The organism is Micromonospora sp. NPDC005173, from assembly GCF_040608515.1.
Lineage (GTDB): Bacteria > Actinomycetota > Actinomycetes > Mycobacteriales > Micromonosporaceae > Micromonospora.
Genome location: NZ_JBEXIK010000007.1, coordinates 59914 through 74761 on the forward strand (window position 1 = coordinate 59914; position 14848 = coordinate 74761).

The window sequence follows — 14848 nt, forward strand, 5'->3', positions numbered from 1 at the left end:
GATGCTGGGCGGCGGGTCAGCGCAGCGGGCCGCGGGCGACGGCGACCCGCATCGTCGCCGGGTCGCCGACCGGGACGTACTCGAGCCACCAGGTGGCGCCGGCCGCGGCGAGCTCACCGAGATAGGCCCGCTCGGCGCGTTCGTCCGGTCGGCGCCGCCGGCCGCCGATCGCCACGTCGAACGGCTGGCCGTCGGCGCGGGTGGGTGGCAGGACGGCCACCAGCTCGCGTACCTCATCGGGGGTGAAGTCAGACCACCCGTCGGTGTCGGTGAGCTTGTACGGCACGATGCCGTCGGCACGGGCGGCCCGGCGTCGCACCGCCCCGGCCTGTGTGCTGCCGCCGACCCAGACCGGCACCCGGGGCGACTGCACCGGAGCCGGCCGCAGCGCCACCCCGTCAGCGCCGTAGTGGGTGCCCTGGTGGTTGACCGCCTCCCCGCTGAGCAACCCGGTCAGCAGATCGAGACCCTCGTCGAGCATGGCGGCCCGGACGGCCACCTCAGTCGGCTCGCCGAACGCGACCAGGCCTCGGTCGCCGGGGTCGCCGACACCGACCGCGACGGTGGCCCGGCCCGCGCTGAGGTGGTCGAGGGTGAGCACCTCGCGGGCCAGCTTCGCCGGACGCCGTCGGGGCAGCGCGGTGACCGCGGTGCCCAGCCGTACCCGGCTGGTGCGCCCGGCGATCGCCGTGAGCACCAGCCACGGGTCGTAGGTGGACGGGTCGTCACCGGCGTGGTGGATCAGGTAGTCCTCCAGGAACACACCGTCCCACCCGGCGCGCTCGGCGAGCTCGCCCAGCTCGACCAGGGTGGACACCGTGACGGAGGCGCCGCCGCAGGGAAGCTCCAGGCCGTGTCTCATCCATCGACCGTATGGCGGGGGTACGACGGCTCAGCCGCGGCGGCGGGACCGAGCCGCCCACACCACGTACGACGGGTCGCGGTCGAGGTTGTGCCGGTCCCGGTCGTAGCGGCGGGTGGTACGCGGATCGGCGTGCCCCATCGCGTCCTGCACGTCCTCCAGCGGGACACCCTCCGAGCGGGCGGTGGTGGCGAAGGCGTGCCGCAGCGAGTGCGGGGACAGCCTCGCCCAGGCGGGGATGCCGGCCGTCCGGGCCAGGCGGCGGACCAGCCGGAACACCGAGTGCCGGTCCATCCGGGCGCCACTGGCGGTGACCAGCAGTGGCCCGCTCAGCTGCGGCACCGGCACGCCGGTGGCGGCGGCCCGCTGGGCCAGGTAGGCGTCCACCGCGTAGCCGGTGCCCGGGGTGAGGGCGCGCCGGCGTGCTTTGCCGCCCTTGCCGATGAAGCGCACGCTGCGGTGCCCACGTTCGGTGCCCAGGTCGGCCAGGTCCAGTGAGATCAGCTCGCCGACCCGCAGGCCCAGGTCGGCCAGGAGCGCGATCGCGGCCCGGTTGCGGGCGGCCGTCTGGCCGGTGTCCGCGTCGGCCGCGCTCAGCAGCGCGTCCACCTCCTCCGGGGTGAGGCCGACCGTGGCGGAGTGGTCCCGGTCGACGCGGGGCCGGTCCGCGCCGGAGACAGGGTTGGCCGGCACCGCGCCGAGCTTGACGAGGAAGTCGTACCAGCTCGACAGCGCGGAGAGCCGGCGCGCCACGGTCGCCGGGGTCAGCGGTCGGCCGCTGCGGGCGCCGAGGGTGGACTCCAGGGCCCGGGCGTACTCGTTGACGTGCAGGAAGGTGACGTGCAGCGGGTCCAGGTCGCGGCCGGCGCACCAGGTGAGCCAGCCGGTGATGTCGCGCCGGTACGCGTCGCGGGTGTGCTCGGACAGCCGGCGGTTGCGCAGCCAGGCCTCGGTGACGTCGACCGGCCCGCCGGGCAGGGCCGGTCGGGCGGTCGGACGGGCGAGCACCGGAGCGTCGGAGGACACCATGTGAAAAAGTTTCTCAGCTCCGGATGGGAAGACCCTGAAGGCGCGCCGAGGGATGCGCCCGGTGTCGGGGTGCGGCGTGCCGGCTACCGTCGGGCGGGTGCGCGCCAGTCGGTTGGTCTCCCTGCTGCTGCTTCTGCAGACCCGGGGGCGGATGACTGCGCCAGAGCTGGCCGAGGCCCTGGAGGTCTCGGTCCGGACGGTGTACCGGGACGTGGAGTCGCTGGGCGCCGCCGGGGTGCCGGTGTACGCCGAGCGCGGTCCCGCGGGCGGGTATCGACTCCTCGACGGCTACCGCACCCGGCTGACCGGGCTGACCGCGGGCGAGGCCGAGGCGCTGTTCCTGGCCGGTGTGCCGGGTCCGGCCGCCGAGCTGGGCCTGGGTTCGGTGCTGGCCGCCGCCGAGCTGAAGTTGCAGGCTGCGTTGCCGGCGGACCTCACCGACCGGGGCGGGCGGATCCGGCAGCGGTTCCACCTGGACGCGCCGAGCTGGTTCCGCGAGCCCGAGCCCACCCCGCACCTGGCCACCCTGGCCGACGCGGTGTGGGAGGACCGCCGGATCCGGGTGCGCTACCGGCGGTGGCAGGTGCCCCGGGAGGTGACCCGCACCCTCGACCCGCTCGGCGTGGTGCTCAAGGCCGGCCGGTGGTATCTGGTCGCCGCCGCCGACGGGCAGGTACGCACCTACCGGGTGGGCGCCATCCTGGAGCTGACGGTGCTGGCCGAGCACGTCGACCGGCCGACCGGGTTCGACCTGGCGGCCTGCTGGCGGGAGCACGCCGAGCGCTACGAGAGCAGCGTCTACCGCGCCGAGGCGCGGGTACGGATGACCGCAGCGGCGCTGGCGCAGACCGTGCATCTCTTCCCGCCGGCGATGAGCCGGGCGGCGCACGCGGCCGCCGGCGCGCCGGACGCGGACGGCTGGCTGCTCACCACCGTGCCGATCGAGTCCATCCGGCACGGTCATGTCGAACTGCTCAAACTCGGCGCGCGGGTGCAGGTGCTCGCCCCCGCCGAGCTGCGAGAACGTCTCACCGACACCGCCCACGCGCTCGCCGCGCTCTATCCGCCGACCGGCGCCGACCGCGCGGGAGAGCCGGAGGTGGACGCCGACCACCCGGGCGGTGGTTCTGCGGAGACGATCGATGCTCGGGGCGGACGCTGAGCACGCTGCTGGCTCAACCCCTCAGCGGAGCCGCTTCTCGAACCAGTGCTCGGCGTACGGGCCCTGCGAGTACGCCGGGATCTCGACGTAGCCGTGCCGGGCGTACAGGGCGCGGGCCTCGACCAGGTCGGCGCGGGTGTCCAGCCGGATCCGGTCCGCCCCGGCCGCCCCGGCGTGCCGCTCCACGGCGGCGAGCAGCGCGGCGCCCCCGCCGGCGCCGCGGTGAGCGGGGCGGATGAACACCCTGGTCAGCTCGGCCCAGTCGGGATACCACCGCAGCCCGGCGCAGCCGGCCAGTTCCGCGCCGTGGTGGGCGAGCACCAGCAGGCCGCTCGGGTACGTCAGGTCGTCGCTGGGCAGCTCGGCCAGCGCCTCGTCGACCTCGCCGGGCAGAGCCGGGCGACGGTGGTAGCGGACCACCATCTCCGTCATGTACTCGCGGAGCAGCCGTGCCGCATCGGGCTGATCGGGACGGACGGTGGTGGTCACCCAGTCGGGTCGGACGGTTGTGGTCACCTGTCGATCATCAGCGCCCGGTCAACGGCATTTTCCGCCTTCCCAGGGCCGCCGGTGGCAGGGCGAGCAGGGCGAACGTTCCCGGGCCGCCGACTCCGGCGGGTGCCGGCGGCCCGGCACGCTACGGGCGGCGGGACGGCAGCAGCGCGATCAGCGCGACCGCCACGGCCACGTGCATGGCGCCGAGGGCGAACTTGGCGCCGGCGGTGGCCTCGATGCCGAACAGCGGCCCGAAGGAGAGCACGGTCACCAGGACGGCCAGCGAGATCCAGACGATGCGGGCGACCCGCGGCGCGAACCGCTCCAGCAGTGCCAGCGCCGCCCAGCCCAGCAGGGCCGCGCCGAGGGCGATCCCGATGATCTGGCCCGGCCCGATGACCAACGCGGGTTGCCCCGGACTCTCGACGGTGTAGTCGACTCCGGCCACCTCACCGATCCCCCAGATGACCAGGCAGGCCAGGACGGCGGCGGCGACGCCGACGACGCCACGGCGCAGTGACGAGGTGGCGGTGGTGACGGTTGGTTCGGCGGTCGCACTCATGACGGCTCCTCGATCGGGGGGCACGAACAAGTGCGACCGTAGCAGATAGTCCCGTCCAAGACTATCTGCTACGGAACTAGCATCCGGAGCGGCTGCCGGGCGCGTACGGGGAGGTGTTGGCCAACGGGCCGCTCACCAACGCGGTGAGCGCGCGCAGGAATGCCTCCTGGTCCTGCACGGGCAGGGTGGCGAGGAGATCGGCCTGAATGCGGCGCACGACATCCTGCGCCCGTTCCAGGACCCGCTCCCCGGCGGCCGTCACCGTGATCAGCCGGGCGCGGCGATCCGTCGGCGCCGGTCGACGCTCGGCCAGCCCGGCCCGCTCCAACTGGTCCAGCGTGACGACCATGGTGGTCTTGTCCACGCCGCACCGTTCGCCGATCTCCCGCTGGGTCAGGCCCCCGATGCGGGCCTGCGCCAGGACGTAGTGCGCCCGCGGCGAGATGCCCAGCTCGGCCAGGCCCGCGGCGTGCTCGGCCTGGAGCGCGTGACTCGCCCAGGAGAGCAGGAACAACAGGTCGGGCGGGCCGTCGGTGGGCGTACAGGAGGTCATGCACGGAGGCTAGCAACATGTTCCGAGACGGGACGGTTCGCGCAGCGGACGATCAGGGCCGCTGATAGATCCCGTGCTCGCGGGTGAGCAACTGCTCGTCGATCAGGTAGCGGCGCAGCGTGGCGTGGTCGGACCCGCCGGCGGCGCACCACGGTTTGAGCGCCTCGTCCACCACCCGCTCGGGGTACCGCGTGCCCGACTCGAAGGACCGCTCGGCGATGTGTGCCAGCAGCACCCGCCGCCGGCCGCGCTGTGCCGGCAGCCCCACCAGCACGTCACCGCGTAGGAAGGTGCGCAGCACCGGGTCGTCGGTCGGGCCGGCGTCGTCGGCCGGACGGCGTTCGCGCGCCGCCGCCCGCAGCGACACCTCGTCGGCCGCCAGGGCGCCGTCGGGGCCGGTCACCAGGCCCGCGTCGGTGAGCCGGCGAATCGCGGTGTGCACCGCCCGCGCCGGCAGATCGGTCCGCTCGGCGATCTGGGCCGCGCCGGCCGCGCCGAGCACGATCGCCGCGAAGACCCGCCGTCGTCCGTCGTCGGCCAGGGCACCGGCCAGAGCATTCGCTGTCACGCCGGTCACCCTTGCACCAGCGGTACGCGGACCGCCAGGCGATTTTCGGGGCGCGTGGCGGCGGCCGGAGGTGGATCGGTGTGCGCTGGGCCGGCGCTCAGTCGGGGTCCGGTATGCCCGCGGCGTCGGCCGGCTGCTCGGCGACGAGAAGTACCCGACGCAGCAGGTCGGAGAGCAGTTGTCGCTCCGACGGGGTGAGCGCGCCGAACAGTCGGTGCTCCTCGGCGCCCCGGACGTCCATCGCCCCGTGCCACGCGGCCCGGCCCGCGTCGGTGAGCTCCACATCCACCCGACGCCGGTCGACAGTGGACGGCGTCCGCCGCACGTAGCCGCGTTCGACCAGGTTGTCGACCCGCGCGGTGATCGAGGCCGGCGCCATCGCCAGATCCGCGGCGAGTTCCGAGGGTGCGGCACGCCCCTGCCGGCCGGCAAGCGCGTGCAGCGTGTCGTACTCGTGCGCCGGCAGGTCGAAGTCCGCAAGGACCCGCTCCTTCACCGTGCGCAGGTGCCGGGTCACGACGCCCATCCGGGTCACGGCGCCTTCGACGTCGGCGTCGAGGTCGGGCAGGACGGGCAACCAGCGCTCGACATGCCGGTCGACGGAGTCGTGGGCGGTGGTCACCCGCAGAGCCTATCGCAACCGAAATATTCGTTGACGAAATATTCGGTGTCGAAGTACCTTGCGGTGGTGACCAACCCTCTGCGCGTCAGCTCCTTCCGGCTGCTGTTCCTGGGCCGGACCGTCTCCTCGGTCGGTGACGCCGTGGTGCCCGCCGCACTGGCCCTGGCCGTGCTGCGGGCCACCGGCTCCACCAGTGCGCTCGCGGTCGTCCTCGCCGCGGCCATGGTTCCCCGGCTGCTCCTGCTGCCCCTCGGCGGCGTCGTCGCCGACCGGTTCGACGCCCGCCGGGTCGCCCTGGTGGCCGACCTGGTCCGCTGCGCGACCCAGCTCGCGGTCGGCGTGGAGCTGCTCGGCGGCGACCCGTCGCTGAGCACCATCGTGGTTGCCTCGGCGCTCGGTGGCACCGCCTCGGCGTTCGCCATGCCGACCGCCTCCCCGCTGGTCGCCGGCACCGTCGAACCGGCCGCCCGGCAGCGTGCCAACGCCCTGATGGGGATCACCGCCAACACCAGCCGGCTCGCCGGCCCGGCGCTGGCCGGCCTGCTGATCTGGGCCGCCGGCCCCGGCTGGGCGTTCGTCATCGACAGCGCGTCGTTCGCGCTCAGCGCCACGCTGCTCGCGTTCGTCCGGGTCCGGCATGTGCCGGTACCCCGCCGTTCCGTCCTCGCCGACCTGCGGCACGGCTTCGGCGAGGTACGCGCCCGCGACTGGTTCTGGACCAGCCTGATCGGGCACGGCATGTGGAACGGCGCCGCCGCCGTGCTGATGACCCTCGGGCCGGCCATCGCCATCGACCGCCTCGGCGGCGAGGCCACCTGGGTGCTGCTGTTGCAGGCCGGCGCGATCGGCATGCTCACCGGCTCGCTGCTGGCCGGGCGGGTCCGGCTCCACCGGCCGGTGCTGCTGGCCAACCTCGGGCTGGCCAGCTACGCCGCACCACTGCTGCTGCTCGCCGTCGCCGCGCCCGCCCCGGCGGTGATCGTCGCCTACGGGGTGGCGCTGACCGCCCTCGGTTACCTCAACCCGGTCTGGGAGACCGTCGTGCAGCACCAGTTCCCGCCCGAGGTCCTGGCACGAGTCACCTCGTACGACTGGCTGGTGTCGCTGGGCGCGATGCCGCTGGGCTACGCCTTGGCGCCGCTGGCCGCCGACGCGTTCGGCGCGCCCGTACCGCTGGCGATCGCCGGCCTGCTGGTCCTGACCGCCTGCGCCGGCACCGCGCTCGTCCCCGGCGTACGCCGGCTCACCTGGCCCGCGGCCCCGCAACCGCAAGCGGCCGAACCCGCCGGCGTCGGCAGTGCCTCAACCCCCGCTCGTGCAGACGGGCATTAATGACGCGCTCACCGACGCTTAGATGATTACGTTTCAGCCACAGGCTGGTCGGTGAACGGCACCGCGCGCAGCTCACCCCGTCCCGCGCATCGGTTGGACACCGCGCTGAGCGTGCCGGTTTGGCGACGGCATTACGGTGCCTCACCTCAGCTCTCATCGATAGAGGAGATTCGACATGTCAGGCGCGGCGGCCGCCACGGCAGGCGCTGAGTCGTTGCGTCCAACCCAGCTGCTTCGCCGCAACGGGCCCTTCCGAGCCCTCTTCTCGGCACGGGTTGTTTCTTACGCAGGCGATTCACTCAGCCTTGTCGCGCTCATGCTCCACGTCGCCGACACGACAGGCCAGGCGTTGGCAATCTCCCTCCTGTTGCTTGTCGGAGATTTCGCTCCATCCCTGTTGGGTCCCTTCACCGGCGCCCTCACCGATCGGCTTGATCTCCGCCGGCTGATGGTCGTCTGCGAACTCATCCAAGCTGTGGTCCTGCTGGTAATTGTGCTGACCCTGCCTCCGCTGCCGGTGCTGCTGGCCCTCGTAGCGATCCGCGCTACCGCCTCGCAGGTCTTTCAACCGGCGTCTCGGGCTGCGGTGCCTGCACTGGTTGGTGACCGTGACCTGGAGACCGCCAACTCCACCGTCGGGTTCGGCTCCAACGGAGCAGAGGCGGTCGGCCCGCTGATCGCTGCGGCCCTGTTCCCGTTGGTCGGAGTGCGTGGTCTGCTGCTCGTCGACGCCGTGTCGTTTCTGGTCTCGGCCGTGCTGCTCACGGCGCTTCCCTCACTCCCGGCGGCGACCGGCGATGGGCACCAGCCGTCCTTGCTGCGACAGGCCAAAGCGGGGATTGGTTATCTGTTACGTGTTCCGACGGTGCGGGTCATCTTTCTTGGCTTCACTGCGGTGGTCGCCTTCAACGGGGTCGATGACGTGGCGCTGGTGCTGCTGGCCCGGGACACCTTTCAGGCTGGCAATTCCGCGGTCGGGCTTCTGCTGGGAGCGGTCGGCCTCGGACTTGTGGCCGGTTATGCCATGTTGTCCCGATGGGGCACGCGGGCGTCGATGCCGCTGCTGCTGATATTGGGCTTCGCTGTCAGCAGTGTCGGTAACCTGCTGACCGGGCTCGCCTGGGCCGTCGCCGCCGCGATCGCCCTGCAGGCCGTCCGTGGGTTGGGGTTGGCTGCCATGGACGTCGCCTCCAGCACGCTGCTACAACGTACGGTTCCAGCGGGCATGCTCGGCAGGGTCTTCGGTAATCTGTACGGCGCAATCGGGGTCGCCGCCGCGACGTCCTACATCGCCGGCGGCCTGCTGCTGGACGCAACCTCCGCCCCAGTGACCCTGATAATCGCGGGTGTCGGCGGCCTGGTGGCTACCGGTATCGTCGCGCTGCGATTGCCACGGGCGATGCGACGCGCCGACGAGGATGGCGCGACGCTGACGGTATCCGCGCCGGTCATCGAGTAGGTCGGGACGTACCCAGGCGCGGGGCCTATTAGCTGGCGTCCGCTGATCAGATCCGGCCGTCGGTGCTCAGCCGTGCGTGCAGGTGCATGTCGTGCCAGCCGTCGGTGTGGCGAACCGACCCCCGGAGCACGCCCTCCACTGCGAAGCCGGCCCGGGTCGCCACTCGGCACGACGCCGCGTTGGCGGTCGAGTGCTCCAGTGCCAACCGGTGCAGACCGGCCCGCGTGAAACTCCACCGGGTCAGTGCCCGCAGCGCGTCGGTGGCGATTCCCCGACCACGCGCGGCGGGCAAGACCCAGTACGACACCTGCGCCGACGCCTCGGCCAGCAGCACGCCCCGCAACCCCACCTGACCGACCGGTCGGTCGTCGGCGTCGACGATCGCCCAACTGGCGGCCGTCTCGTCGCGCCAACGGCCGGCCCACTGCGCCGTCCACGCCCTCGCCTCGTCGTCGTCGAGGCGGCGGACGTGCCACCGCTGGATCGCCGGACAGCCGAAGGCGACCCGGACCGCCGAGGCGTCGTCGTCGCGCCACCCCCGCAGCGCCAGTCCGGGGCGTACCGGAAGGTGGGGTTGGGTCTGGGCGCCGAGGCTCCCGGCGGGCATGGCGGGCGCGACGAGCAGCGGCATTCGCCCATTATCGGGGCGGGTTCACTCACTCTCCGGCCGGGCCACCGGCGAGTTCGGTGACCACGTCGAGGTGGCCGAGGTGGCGGGCGTACTCCTGGACCAGATGGAACAGCACCCGCTCCAGCGACGCCGGATCTGCGCCGTTCCAGCGCGGGCCCGGCGCGCCGATCTCCGCCAGGTCGTGCGCGGTCACCACCGTCGTGGTGTGCGCGCCCTGCGCCCGCAGCGCCGCCACCAGGTCCGCGCGGGTCTCGTCGGGGGCGACGTACCAGCGGTCCTCGCGGCGGTCGCCCCACGGCTCGGCGACGTCCCGACCCTGGAAGCCCCACTCGATCCAGCGCAGCTCGACGTACCGCAGGTGCTTGAGCAGCTCCAGCGGGGTCCACCCCGACGGCAGCCGGCTGCATCGCAGCTCCGACTCGCGCAGCGCCGACACCTTGGCCGCCACGGACTCCCGGAAGTAGTCCAGGTAGCGCAGGAAGACCTCGGTGCGGCTGCCGGCGGGGGTGGTGGGCTCCGGGAAGACGATCATTGTGCGGATGTGGTCGGCAGCTCGCGGCCGCGCTGCTGCACTCCGGCCCGGCCGTACGGGTAGTCCCCCACCAGTGGGGCACTCGCCTCGTCCAGCAGCCGGGTCTGCTCCACGTCGAGGATCAGGTCAGCGGCGGTCAGGTTGTCGTCGAGCTGCGCCGTGGTCCGCGCACCGAGGATCACCGAGGTGACCGCCGGTCGGGCCGCCAACCAGGCGAGCGACACCGCCGACATGGACACGCCACGTTCCTTCGCGACCTGCCCGACCGCGTCGATCACCCGCCACGTGCGCTCCTCGGCGTTGCGCCCCGCGTACGCCTCGACGCCGCGCTGCGGGTTCTCGCCGAGCCGGGTGGCACCGGTAGGGACGCTGTCCCGCTGGTACTTGCCGGTCAGCCAGCCACCGCCCAGCGGGGACCACGGCAGGATGCCGATGCCCTCGTTCTCGCAGACCGGCACCAGTTCGAGCTCGATCTCCCGGGCCAGCAGGTTGTACTGCGGCTGCAGGGTCACGATCGGGGTGAGGTTGAGGTGCTGGGTGAGCAAGGCGGCCTTCTGCAACTGCCAACCGGTGAAGTTGCTGACCCCCGCGTAGCGGATCTTGCCCGCGCGGACCGCGTCGTCGAAGAACCGCAGCGTCTCCGGAAGCGGGGTCAGCGGGTCCCAGGCGTGCGCCTGGTAGAGGTCGACGGCCTCGACGCCGAGTCGCCGGAGGCTGGCGTCCAGGGCGCGGGTGAGGTGTACCCGGGACAGGCCGGCGTCGTTCGCCCCGGGGCCCATCGGGAACCGTCCCTTGGTGGCGATCACCAGCCGGTCGCGCAGGTCGGGCCGCGCCCGCAGCCAGCGGCCGACGATCTCCTCGGAGACGCCGGCGGAGTAGACGTCAGCCGTGTCGATGAAGGTGCCGCCGGCCTCGACGAACCGGTCCAGCTGGGCGAAGCTGCCCGCCTCGTCGGTCTCCGCGCCGAAGGTCATGGTGCCCAGACACAGGGTCGACACCACCGTGCCGGTGGCGCCCAGAGTGCGATAGCGCATGTCTTCCTTCCGGTCGAGCGAACTGGCCGATCCTGCCACCGCCGTCCTGACCCTGACGGCGGGGGCGGCCGCTTGCGGGACCCGGACCCGAGGCGAGAGAGAGGCGGCACGTCCGCTCGTAAGGGAGCCCTGGGGTGTCTGTCCTGTTTGCCCATTTACACTACATAGTGCGTGATTCGGGAGCCTCTGCGCTCTTACTCCTATTTCGTCACTCGACGCGCGATCGTTCCGTTCGACCTTTGACAGCCCATATTTCGGGATATGCGAATGGCGAAGTATCCGTCGGAGACCGTCTCTCGAATCAGGACATACACCGACAAGCTCCCCATAACATCGACCGGTGGCTGTTCACATGTCTTTCGATGGGTTGCCAGGTCGCCCTCAGCACGTCCTGTCCACTGTCCTGTCCCGACCCATCGAACCGGTGCGCCCGACGGTCGCCTCGCTTGCTGCCCTGGCCCCGGCCGCCGCGAACGACAGGGCGGGATCGGGCAGTACAGCCGGCTTCGGGTGCGGCCGCGGCTGATGAGCAGGACGTTCCAGAGGTGCGCCACGAACACGCCCGATCAGTACTGACGTGAGTGTTGTTCGGCGCGAAAGCACGCCGCGACGGCACGGCCGGGAATCGACAGGGTCCGGCTGAGCCGCCGCCGGCGGGAGACGGTGATGGGGGTGATCACCGTCGGCCGGCACGGGTCTCGCCTCCTACGGGCCCGTGCCGGCCACTCCAACAGAAGGCATAGTGCCGCCGAGGTCCGGGCCAGCAGGCCTCGGCCCGACCAGCAACGGAGAGGAGATGGTGATGTGGCAGCTGCCTACACCGGCAGAGCAGGAGCTGTGGAACGCCGTGGTGGCCGGGGTACGAGCGGCCAACCGGACGGACCACGGGCAGTTCCAGACGTCCGTCGGGCGCCTCCTGCTGCTGCCCCACGCGTGGGCGCACCAGGTCCTCAGGGACACCGCAGGGCTGCTCGTCGAGGAACTCGACCCGGACGGGCGGGACCAGTGGCCACGTCTGGAGGCGCAGGTCGACCACTCTGAGGCCTGGCTACCAAAAGTGGACAGGAAGTTGCTGACCGCACTGCTCCCTGATGGTCACCGACCGCCGGCCACCGACGTACCCGACGAACCGGAGCACACTCAGCATCGACTACTGCTCATCGCCCTGCTGGCGGACGCCGCGCAGGTCAGCGTCGGAGCATTCGTTGACGTCGCCCTGGCCAACAACAGGCGGGCTGATGGAACTCTCGCCGGATCGGTCCCGCACTGCCGGGTCGGGCGCTGATACCCCAGCAGTCACGCGGCGGGCCAGTGCTACGGCGGCCCATCGGTGATGATGTGTGCGTGAGCGAAGCCGCCGCCACCACCGACCGCCCCCAGCATCCGGTCCCAACGTCCCGGCCGCCGGGGCCACCGTCGCCCGGCCCGCGCACGCTGGGGCCGTGGCTGGTGGCCGGCGCGGTCAGCCTGACGCTGCTGTTGCTCGCCGGCCGCTACGGCTACCACCGCGACGAGTTGTACTTCCTGCTCTGCGGCCGGCACCTCGACTGGGGCTACGTCGACCAGGGTCCACTGGTCCCGGCGCTGGCCCGGCTGCTCGACACCATCGCGCCGGGCAACCTGGTGGTGCTGCGTACGCCATCGGCACTGCTGGCCGGCGCAGCGGTCCTGCTGGTCGCCGCCATCGCCCGGGAGTTGGGCGCCGGCCGGGGCGGGCAGACCTTCGCGGCGGTGCTCGCCGCGTTCTCCGGCATCGTGCTCGCCGGCGGCCACCTGCTCAGCACCACCACCGTCGACCTGCTGGCCTGGCTGGCCGCGGCGCTGTGCGCGGTGCGGCTGCTGCGCACCGGCGGCAGCCGGTGGGCACTCGGCATCGGGCTGGCGCTCGGCGTGGGCATGCTCAACAAGGTGCTGCCCGCGCTGCTGGCCGTGGGCCTGATCGCCGGGCTGGCAATCGCCGGGCCACGCCGGCTGTTGCGCGACCGGTGGGTGCTGGCCGCCGCCGGGCTCGCCGCGCTACTGGCCGCGCCGAACCTCATCTGGCAGGCGGCACACGGTTTCCCGCAGCTCGGTGTGGCCGCCTCGATCTCCGACGGTGACAGCTCCTACAGTGGCCGCCTCGACGCGCTCATCCTCCAGTTCGTCATCATCAGCCCGTACGCCGTGCCGATCTGGATCGCCGGCCTCGTCGCGCTGCTACGCCGGCCCCAGTGGCGGGCGTACCGGGCGGTGGGCTGGGCCTGGCTGGTCGTCGTCGGCATCGTGCTGCTCGCCGGCGGCAAGGGCTACTACGACGCGCCGCTGCTGCTGGTGCTCACCGCCGCTGGCGCGGTGGTCACCGCCGCGTGGGCGTCGCGTGGCGCACTGAGGCTGCGTCGGGGCCTGCTCGCGCTGGGCGCGGTGCCGTTCCTCCTGCCCACCGTCGTGCTGCTGCTGCCGGTGCTGCCGGCCGACCGGCTGCCCGGTTTCGTGCTCGACGTCAACTATGACGCTGGCGAGACCATCGGGTGGCCGGCGTTCGCCGACTCGGTCGCCACCGTCCATCGTGGCCTGCCACCCGAGGAGCGTTCGCGGGCGGTCATCCTTACCGGCAACTACGGCGAGGCTGGAGCGCTGGCCCGCTACGGCCCGGCCCGTGACCTGCCCCGCGCGTACTCCGGGCACAACAGCATGGTCGAGTTCGGCCGGCCACCCGCCGACGCCGACGTGGTGATCGTCGTCGGCTGGGAGCGCCCCGACCCGCTGACCGCCTGGTTCGACGCATGCGTGCTCGGCGGACGGGTGGATCAGCGGGTCGAGGTGGACAACGACGAGAACGGTGGCCCGATCTACGTGTGCCGGGGGCTGCGGCGTCCGTGGGCGCAGATCTGGGACACCGAGGTACGCCACACCGGCTGACCTCGCCGATGAGCCAGTCGCGGACGCCGGCCAGGGCCTGACGCCACGCGCTGGGGCGATCCGTCGCCCCGGCGCCGCGCACTCAACTCTTCGGGCGGACCACGCCGGGATGCAGCACGCTCAGGTGTGACCGGGGCGAGCGGCGTGGGCCGTTCCGCCGTCGGGACAGCGAGCGGATCAGGTCGGCGTGCACCCGTTGCTCGTCACGAGGGCTGAGCCCGAGCTGATTGTGCAGCAGGTGGACCAGGTCGAACGTCATCGCGCCGTCGTACCCCGGCGCGCGACGGCACGCCTCCAGCAGCTGCGACCAGCAGGTCAACGGGTGACACTCGGTGGCCAGCGCGTCGGTGATCCGCCGCCAGCGCGCGCCCGGCATGACGGCCACGCCCCCGTCGCGCAGCGCGGGACAGTTGTGTACGGCCGCCACCATCGCGAGGTCCACGGCGGCGGAGAGCCGGGCCTGCCGGCCCGGGGTCATTCCGATCAGGTCGACCGCCACGCCGACCAGCCGTGGGTCGCGGGTCGGCGGGGCAGCGAGGTGCGGGGCGTGGACGGGACCCTTCGCCCCGACCGCCACACACAGCCCGGCCAGTCGGGCCGACAACAGTCGCGGTTCGCTGCCCAGCAGGTGGAGGTTGACCAACCGTGGGGACTGTCGAGTGAATGACCAGCCGGACAGTTCGCCAGCGGCCTGGAGGTCGTGCAGCAGTGGGCTGAGCCCACGGGTGAGAAACGCGTCGGCCACCGCGGCGCGGGGCGGCAAAAGACACTGAAATGCGTGCCATCGCTCCGAGTCGTTCAGAATCACCTCCGCATCCGACGAATTGTCCAGATAGGATCGGTAATGAACGGTCATCCGAAGTCCCCCCGTAGGCGTCGCACCGCCGGGTTCGACATTAAGCGACGAGGACCGATGCGACAGTAGGGGAAACCCCACATTGTCGTGAACTCAGCGCGACGGCGGGTACGCGCTGCGTCGACAACGAAGTCCGCATTTTCGATTTTTGGGTATCAACATCTGCTCTCTTCGGCAATAGGACCAACCGGTCGCGTGATCGCCGTTGTTGGCTTGCTCACATAGAGTTGCATCTGCCGCTCACCCGAGCGCC

16 protein-coding genes are annotated in these 14848 nt (G+C 72.2%); 5 read left to right on the forward strand and 11 right to left on the reverse strand.

What is annotated here, in order from left to right; genetic code table 11:
* Positions 1–16: 16 nt before the first annotated feature.
* Positions 17–862 (reverse strand): LLM class flavin-dependent oxidoreductase, encoded by an 846-nt coding sequence (locus tag ABZV00_RS11245; protein WP_355604407.1) that lies wholly within the window; start codon positions 860–862, stop codon positions 17–19.
* A 30-nt stretch (positions 863–892) separates the two neighbouring features.
* A complete protein-coding gene (locus ABZV00_RS11250; protein ID WP_355604410.1) occupies positions 893–1891 on the reverse strand; it encodes a tyrosine-type recombinase/integrase in 999 nt (332 codons plus the stop codon).
* A 97-nt stretch (positions 1892–1988) separates the two neighbouring features.
* On the opposite strand from ABZV00_RS11250, the gene ABZV00_RS11255 reads away from it, so the two are divergent.
* Positions 1989–3053 carry a WYL domain-containing protein gene (locus ABZV00_RS11255; protein ID WP_355604413.1) on the forward strand — a complete coding sequence of 355 codons (1065 nt, stop codon included), beginning with the start codon at positions 1989–1991 and terminating at the stop codon, positions 3051–3053.
* A 21-nt stretch (positions 3054–3074) separates the two neighbouring features.
* Here the strand turns inward: ABZV00_RS11255 and ABZV00_RS11260 are convergent, their stop codons facing one another.
* From ABZV00_RS11260 to ABZV00_RS11280, 5 genes are all read right to left on the reverse strand, one after another.
* Positions 3075–3569 (reverse strand): GNAT family N-acetyltransferase, encoded by a 495-nt coding sequence (locus ABZV00_RS11260; protein WP_355604416.1) that lies wholly within the window; start codon positions 3567–3569, stop codon positions 3075–3077.
* A 121-nt stretch (positions 3570–3690) separates the two neighbouring features.
* Positions 3691–4110 carry a DUF6069 family protein gene (locus tag ABZV00_RS11265; RefSeq protein WP_355604419.1) on the reverse strand — a complete coding sequence of 140 codons (420 nt, stop codon included), beginning with the start codon at positions 4108–4110 and terminating at the stop codon, positions 3691–3693.
* Positions 4111–4186: 76 nt separating this feature from the next.
* Positions 4187–4663 (reverse strand): MarR family transcriptional regulator, encoded by a 477-nt coding sequence (locus tag ABZV00_RS11270; protein ID WP_355604422.1) that lies wholly within the window; start codon positions 4661–4663, stop codon positions 4187–4189.
* A 52-nt stretch (positions 4664–4715) separates the two neighbouring features.
* Positions 4716–5231: a DUF2087 domain-containing protein gene (locus tag ABZV00_RS11275; RefSeq protein WP_355604425.1), complete on the reverse strand. Its 516-nt coding sequence runs from the start codon at positions 5229–5231 to the stop codon at positions 4716–4718.
* A gap of 97 nt (positions 5232–5328) precedes the next feature.
* Positions 5329–5853, reverse strand: a complete 525-nt coding sequence (locus ABZV00_RS11280; RefSeq protein WP_355604428.1) for a MarR family transcriptional regulator — start codon at positions 5851–5853, stop codon at positions 5329–5331.
* Positions 5854–5919: 66 nt separating this feature from the next.
* Between ABZV00_RS11280 and ABZV00_RS11285 the strand changes: the two genes are divergently transcribed.
* Both ABZV00_RS11285 and ABZV00_RS11290 read left to right on the forward strand, forming a co-directional pair.
* The gene (locus ABZV00_RS11285; protein ID WP_355604430.1) at positions 5920–7185 is read left to right on the forward strand and encodes an MFS transporter; all 1266 of its coding nucleotides are present in this window, start codon (positions 5920–5922) and stop codon (positions 7183–7185) included.
* Positions 7186–7360: 175 nt separating this feature from the next.
* On the forward strand, positions 7361–8644 hold the full coding sequence (locus ABZV00_RS11290) for an MFS transporter (RefSeq protein ID WP_355604433.1): 1284 nt from the start codon (positions 7361–7363) through the stop codon (positions 8642–8644).
* 46 nt (positions 8645–8690) lie between these two features.
* Here ABZV00_RS11290 and ABZV00_RS11295 read toward each other — a convergent pair whose 3' ends face one another.
* From ABZV00_RS11295 to ABZV00_RS11305, 3 genes are read right to left on the reverse strand one after another with little or no spacing between them, the layout of a single operon-like run.
* The gene (locus tag ABZV00_RS11295; RefSeq protein ID WP_355604436.1) at positions 8691–9275 is read right to left on the reverse strand and encodes a GNAT family N-acetyltransferase; all 585 of its coding nucleotides are present in this window, start codon (positions 9273–9275) and stop codon (positions 8691–8693) included.
* 25 nt (positions 9276–9300) lie between these two features.
* A complete protein-coding gene (locus tag ABZV00_RS11300) occupies positions 9301–9807 on the reverse strand; it encodes a DUF664 domain-containing protein (protein WP_355604439.1) in 507 nt (168 codons plus the stop codon).
* Positions 9804–10841: an aldo/keto reductase gene (locus tag ABZV00_RS11305; protein WP_355604442.1), complete on the reverse strand. Its 1038-nt coding sequence runs from the start codon at positions 10839–10841 to the stop codon at positions 9804–9806. The genes ABZV00_RS11300 and ABZV00_RS11305 overlap by 4 nt, the downstream gene beginning before the upstream one ends.
* An 802-nt stretch (positions 10842–11643) precedes the next feature.
* Between ABZV00_RS11305 and ABZV00_RS11310 the strand changes: the two genes are divergently transcribed.
* Together ABZV00_RS11310 and ABZV00_RS11315 are read left to right on the forward strand one after the other, a co-directional pair.
* Positions 11644–12126, forward strand: coding sequence for a hypothetical protein (locus ABZV00_RS11310; protein ID WP_355604445.1), 483 nt, complete (start codon positions 11644–11646; stop codon positions 12124–12126).
* Positions 12127–12185: 59 nt separating this feature from the next.
* Positions 12186–13739, forward strand: coding sequence for a glycosyltransferase family 39 protein (locus ABZV00_RS11315; protein WP_355604448.1), 1554 nt, complete (start codon positions 12186–12188; stop codon positions 13737–13739).
* Positions 13740–13821: 82 nt separating this feature from the next.
* On the opposite strand, the gene ABZV00_RS11320 is transcribed toward ABZV00_RS11315, so the two are convergent.
* Entirely contained in the window at positions 13822–14484 is a 663-nt protein-coding gene (locus ABZV00_RS11320) for a hypothetical protein (RefSeq protein ID WP_355604450.1), read from the reverse strand.
* Positions 14485–14848 lie beyond the last annotated feature (364 nt).